At 62.4% G+C, this 6,000-nt stretch carries 5 protein-coding genes; 2 read left to right on the forward strand and 3 right to left on the reverse strand.

Annotated features, from left to right (window positions below; genetic code table 11):
• Positions 1-708: 708 nt before the first annotated feature.
• Both VGG64_02090 and VGG64_02095 read left to right on the forward strand, forming a co-directional pair.
• Entirely contained in the window at positions 709-1,287 is a 579-nt protein-coding gene (locus VGG64_02090; GenBank protein HEY1598364.1) for a sigma-70 family RNA polymerase sigma factor, read from the forward strand.
• Positions 1,284-3,644, forward strand: coding sequence for a serine/threonine protein kinase (locus tag VGG64_02095; protein HEY1598365.1), 2,361 nt, complete (start codon positions 1,284-1,286; stop codon positions 3,642-3,644). Before VGG64_02090 ends, VGG64_02095 begins: the two co-directional genes overlap by 4 nt.
• A gap of 69 nt (positions 3,645-3,713) precedes the next feature.
• Here VGG64_02095 and VGG64_02100 read toward each other — a convergent pair whose 3' ends face one another.
• From VGG64_02100 to VGG64_02110, 3 genes are all read right to left on the reverse strand, one after another.
• On the reverse strand, positions 3,714-5,072 hold the full coding sequence (locus VGG64_02100; GenBank protein ID HEY1598366.1) for a DUF1501 domain-containing protein: 1,359 nt from the start codon (positions 5,070-5,072) through the stop codon (positions 3,714-3,716).
• A gap of 234 nt (positions 5,073-5,306) precedes the next feature.
• Positions 5,307-5,678 carry a hypothetical protein gene (locus VGG64_02105; protein HEY1598367.1) on the reverse strand — a complete coding sequence of 124 codons (372 nt, stop codon included), beginning with the start codon at positions 5,676-5,678 and terminating at the stop codon, positions 5,307-5,309.
• Positions 5,679-5,750: 72 nt separating this feature from the next.
• Positions 5,751-6,000, reverse strand: a 250-nt coding sequence (locus VGG64_02110) for a P-II family nitrogen regulator (protein ID HEY1598368.1), incomplete at its 5' end; no start/stop codon positions are given.

Here is a 6,000-nt window from a genome sequence, read left to right on the forward strand (position 1 = left end):
GTCAGGGCCGCGGGCCCTTGGCCGTTGGGCCCGTTTTCGGTCGTGCCTGGCCCGTCCGGTCTTGTTGCGGTTTGCGATACCGTTTCTGTCTCCGTGATCGGTGGCGTTGGTACGGTCAGCCGATTGCACGGCCCCAGCGTCCGGCCACAGCGAATGCAGCGGACTTGGGCGCGAGCGGTCGATACCACCAACCCACACGGACATTGCAAAACGCACATTTCGGCACCTCCGTAAGCCAGCGCTCGATCGGCCTCGGCCGGGTGATTTGCCAACAGGCCTTTCCCCGCCGGGGCTCACTGGATAACGCGACGTTTGCGCACCGAGTCCGCAAAGATTTTCAAGAATGTCCGCCAGCGGCTGAGCCGACCGCCCTGCGGATCAGCCTTTCCCGGCCTTTTTTCATTGGGTGAAACGGCATTCAGGAAGCACGCCTGAATGGCGCGGCGATGCGCTTAGGGCGATTTGCCCAGCCCCCAAACTCCTCTCAGGCCGCACCGGGGAAATGTGCCAGCGTCATTGCCCGTCATACTTCCGGGCCCCATTCGACGAACCTGTCGTGACAGTCAGAATGGAACCGGCGGACGCTGGGCGACCGCCCTCAGGCGAGACGGGAATTAGCCTCACATCGATCCCGGATGAAGTACAATCGGGGCTTGCTGTCGCGATGACTGGCAGCAATTGTCACGCGCGCTCTACAGGGCCGCCCGCATGCCCGCCACTCCGTCTGAACAAGCAACTCGGATTGTCAACGAACTCGCCGCGGGAGATCACCGCGCCGCCGAGGAGCTGATGCCGCTGGTTTACGACGAGTTTCGCGAATTGGCGGGCGCGTATTTGCGCCAAGAGACAAAGGCCCACACGCTGCAGCCGACGGCACTGGTACACGAGGCATATTTGCGGCTGATCGACCAGACGCGGGTCAACTGGCAAGGGCGCACGCATTTCTTCGCCGTCGGCGCGCAGGCCATGCGTCGCATACTGGTCGACCATGCCCGTGCCAGGCACCGCGACAAACGAGGCGGCGGCTGGCATCGTATCGCGCTAGACGAGCATCTGATGGTCTCACCCGACCACGATGCCGATATACTGGCCGTCGACGAGGCGATCGATAAGCTGAACGCCATCGACGGCCGGCAGGCGCGGATCGTTGAGCTGCGTTTCTTCGGAGGTTTGACGGTCGAAGAGGTGGCCCAGGTTCTCGGCGTCTCGAAGCGCACCGTCGAAAACGAGTGGAAAATCATCCGCGCCTGGATGAGACGAGAACTCGCCGGGGAATCCGTGCCGTGACGAGCGACCATTACGATCGCGCCAAGAAGCTCTTCCTCTTGGTTTGCAGCCTGGACGAATCGGCGCGGGCCGAGACCCTGGGGCGTGAATGCGGCGGCAATGCAGCGCTCCGTTCCGAGGTCGAATCTTTGCTCGCGCACCATGCCACGCAGACGATTCTTCAGGAGCCCCACGAGCGATACGCCATCAGACCGCGTGATCCTTGGCATGTGCCGGCGACTGCCCGGCGTGCCTTCGGCGTGGTCTGGCACGACATTGTCGAACGGAAGGTTACCTATCTGGCCGGACTGTTGGCCTTGCTGTTGCTGCTGGCCGGGGGCGTTTGGTCACATTACGGGGTCGAGAATTCTCTGCGCGACGTGCTACGCGACGAGTTACAGACCGTGCTCGACGCCGACCTGACCGCGCTGGAGCTTTGGCTGCGCGAGCAGCAAGCCGAGGCCAAACGCTGGGCCCGCCAGGAAGATGTATACGAGCCGATTGCCGAGTTGGTACGCCTGGCGCGCGATTCCGCAACCGCCGACGATGCCACTACCGCCTTGCGCGAGGCAACGGCCCAGGCAACGCTGCGCGAATCGCTGGCGGCGTATATCGAAGACGCCGAGGGTCGCACGGCGTACGCCGTCGTCGATCGCTCGGGGCTCGTGCTCGGTGCACGGGCCAACAACGCTATCGGCATTCACTTGAACGCCGAGGGGATGGCCGACAATGCCTACGCCTTTGCTGGCCAGACACGCGTCGCCCGCCCCCATCCCCAAGGGTCGTTCGCACTCGATCGCCCTGTGCGACTCGATGAGCCGATGATTTGGGTAAGCACGCCGGTGCGAAACGAAGCGGGCACGATCGTTGCCTCGCTCAATCTGGGAGTAAGCGCCGACGAACAATTCACTCGGATCCTGTCCGTGGGGCGGATCGGCAAGTCCGGCGAGACATACGCCTTCGACGAGCGGGGATGGTTTCTCTCGGATAGCCGCTTCAACGATCAGCTGAAATCGGCGGGGCTGATCCCCAACGAGCAACAGGCAAGGGCCATCTTCAACATGCAGGTGCGCGACCCTGGAGCGGACCTGACCAAGGGCGCCAAGCTGTCGTCGCCCCAAGAGACGCTACCGCTCACCCGCGCGGCCCACCTGGCAATCGCACAGCAAGACGGATTCGATGTACACGGCTATCGCGACTACCGCGGCGTAAAAGTCATCGGCGCCTGGAAGTGGCTGCCCGAATATGGCTTCGGTGTCGTAACCGAGGTGGATTACGCCGAGGCTTACGCACCGTTGCGTTATCCGATCATCGCCTCGTGGTTGCCGCTGGTGGTGCTACTGATGGCCACCGGGGGGCTGGTCTACTCGGGTTATCACATTGCCCAATTGCAACGACAGATCGGCGTAGCACGCCAATTGGGCCAATACACTTTGGAAGAGAAGATCGGCGAAGGGGGCATCGGCGTCGTGTATCGCGCACGGCACGCCATGCTCAGGCGTCCAACGGCCGTCAAGCTGCTCAAGCCCGAGCAGATGACCACCATCGCCATCGCGCGCTTCGAACGCGAGGTGCAGTTGGCCAGCCAATTGACGCACCCCAATACCATCGAGATCTACGACTTTGGCCGCACGGCCGACGGCGTGTTTTACTACGCGATGGAGTTTTTGCCTGGCGCGTCGCTGGCCCAGTTGATTCAGATCGAAGGGGCCATTCCCCCCGCGCGGGCCGTGGCGATCCTGAAACAGATTTGCGGATCTCTGGCCGAGGCTCACGCCATCGGCCTGGTACACCGAGACATCAAGCCCCATAACGTCATGCTCTGCGAGCGCGGTGGCCAGCCAGATTTCGTGAAGGTGCTCGACTTCGGACTGGTCAAAAGCATCGCCAGCGGAGGTGACGATCCGACGTTGACCGCGTCGACGGCGCTTACGGGCACGCCTTTGTACATGGCGCCAGAACGTCTTAAGGACCCCACGGTAAATGACCCGCGCTCGGATCTCTATTCGTTGGGGGCGGTCGGCTACAACCTGCTGACAGGCCGCAGTATTTTCCACTGTGCCAGCGATTTGGACGTGCTCTTTCACGTCATGAACATCGTGCCGCCGCCGCCACAGACCTTTAATCCGGCGATTCCCCCGGCACTCAACCAATTGATCGTCGCCTGCTTGGCCAAAGACCCAAAGGATCGCCCGCAAACGGCGCTCGATATTCTGCACGCGCTGGACGAGATTCCAGGGCTCGGCACGTGGACCGAGGCCGATGCGCGCACCTGGTGGAAAGAGAAAGGCGCGGCCGTGCTCCAATTGCGCCGCAAATCGGTGGCCGACACCGTGGACTTCGAATCCCATGCCACGGCGATCAAGGACAAAGCATGACGCAGGCGCTCGAAGGACAGACAATCGTGGCCGCGTTGCAATGGCGTTCCAATCCGGAGGCCAAGGTTGTTAGCCGGTGAATAGCGGCTCGATGACCTGGCCCTGGTTCAGGCGGATCGGCCGGTTCATGCGGTCGCGCACTTCGGCCTCGCTGCCGACCCCCAGCGCGCTATAGATCGTCGCCCCCAGGTCCGAGGGATAGTATTCCCGCGAGGCGGGAAAGGCTGCGATCTTGTCGGACTTGCCAAGCACTTGCCCGCCGCGCACGCCGCCACCGGCCAACAGTGCGAAGAATACTCCGGCCCAATGATCGCGGCCGTCGGGCGTAAACGAGGCCGTGCCGACGTTGCCTCCCAGTTTCGGAGTGCGTGAGAATTCTCCCACCATCACGACCAACGTATCGTCCCATAGGCCGCGGGCTGAAAGATCGTCGAACAGCGTGGCCAGGGCCTGATCCAGCGGCGGCAGCAACCGTTCTTTGAGCTGCTTACAGTTGTCGTTATGCGTATCCCAATTATTCATGCGTCCCATATTGGCCTGCACGATCGGGACACCCGCCTCGACCAGCCGACGTGCCAACAACAGCGACTGGCCGAACGCATGCCGGCCATATCGATCGCGCAACTCTCCCGGTTCCTGATCGATGGCAAAAGCCTGCCCGACTTTGCCCGAGGTCAGCACATCAAAAGCCTGTTGTTGCAAGTCGGCAAAGGGTCCACGATCAGTCCGTGCCACCAATCCGGCGCGCTGCTGTTCGATCTCGGCTAGCAAGGACTGCCGCTGCGCAAGGCGCTCGACCGAGAGACCCACGGGCAGGCTTGTCAGTTCGACTTTGAACTTTGGATCGTTGGGATCTTGCGTGACGTGCCACGGGTCGTGCCGGGGACCGAGCCAACCGGCGTCCTGGCCAGAGAAACCGTAGCCGTTATTCAAGTAGGTGGGCAGCATCACGCCATTCGGGATGCCGTCATTGCGGGGCCGCAGAAAGTCGAGCCCCGACGCATAGCAGGGCCAATCAAAACGCGAGGCCATGTGCGTGGCACCGGGGGGCATCTTGTCGATGCCTGTCAGCAACATGTGCGTAGCGTGTTCGTGGCTGGGCAAACCGTGAGTCATCGAGCGAATGATGGCGTAACGATCGGCCCGCGCGGCCAACAGCGGCAAATGCTCGCAAATCTGGATGCCCGGCACCGCAGTCGAGATGGGCTGGAAACTGCCGCGGACCTCGGCCGGGGCGTCGGGCTTCATATCGAAAGTGTCGATATGGCTGGGCGCGCCGGTCAAGAAGACCAGGATGACGCTCTTGGCTTTGCCACTGGTGACAGACGTCGCGCCGGTTGCAGCCTGGGCGCGACGCGCCAACAGCGACGGCAACCCCATGCCCAGCAATCCGCAATAGCCGACCTGCAACAGCTCGCGCCGATTCATACCGATCGCGTGCGCATGCGTAGTAGGAAAAGGTGGCAACGTTCGGCTCCGTTCGGGCGGGATCGGCGGGGAGCAAGACAGGTGCAGGACCCATGTGAACCTACCAGGAACACATCAGCCAATCAACATGCGTTGCGACGCGCAATTGTCAGCCATTTCCCTCTCGAACCGGAGTAGGCGGCCCGATCGCCACGAAGAAATTGTGCGGGGTGCTTCACCGGGGGATAGGCCGCGCTAGCCAAGATCCGCGAGAAGCTCATCCACGCGGGCGTGAAACTGGCCGCGGGACAGCACCAAATCGCAACCGGCGGCATTCGCGCGCTCGAGCAGTGCTTCGTGTACGTGCGGACCGAAAGCAATTATCTTGCCCGGCGGTTGCGGTAGAGCCCGCAACTGTGTCACGGCCTCTCCTACGTCGAGGCTCGGGGTGCTGAGATCGATAATCGCCAACATGTAACTGTCGGCAGCGGCTCGGTCGGCGATCGCCGCCACGCTATTGATCGTGTTGATTTGCACACGCTGGCGGGCACCAGCCCCGGCCACCTTCGACGAAGTCGCCAGATCCGTCGACAACAGCAAAACCAACGCGCGAGGGGCAGGGTTCATGACAGACTTGCGCCGAACAATGAGAGAAAAAGCTGAAGAGCCCCATCGGCGGCACGTGCCGCACACGTGTCGTCACACGGCTTCCGGACCTTGCAGCACGTCGCTAATCCGCACCACGCGTTCGGCCGGCAGGACGAAAATCTTGCCGTCGCCAATGCTTCCTTCGGGCCCAGTACGCGCCACTGTGCTAATGCAGTCCATCGTGCGGTCGACAAAATCGTCGTTGACCAGAATCTCCAGCGAGACCTTCCGCAGCAGGTTGGTCTTGTACTCGTGACCGCGGTACATGGCGGCCCGGCCACGCTGCTGGCCGAACCCCTGC

This window comes from Pirellulales bacterium, assembly GCA_036490175.1.
Classification (GTDB): domain Bacteria; phylum Planctomycetota; class Planctomycetia; order Pirellulales; family JACPPG01; genus JACPPG01.

Bases quoted from the DNA above. Each gene is read 5' to 3' on its own strand.
- VGG64_02090 (HEY1598364.1), top strand. From the start codon at position 709: ATGCCCGCCACTCCGTCTGAACAAGCAACTCGGATTGTCAACGAACTC.
- VGG64_02100 (HEY1598366.1), bottom strand. From the start codon at position 5,072: ATGAATCGGCGCGAGCTGTTGCAGGTCGGCTATTGCGGATTGCTGGGC.
- VGG64_02105 (HEY1598367.1), bottom strand. From the start codon at position 5,678: ATGAACCCTGCCCCTCGCGCGTTGGTTTTGCTGTTGTCGACGGATCTG.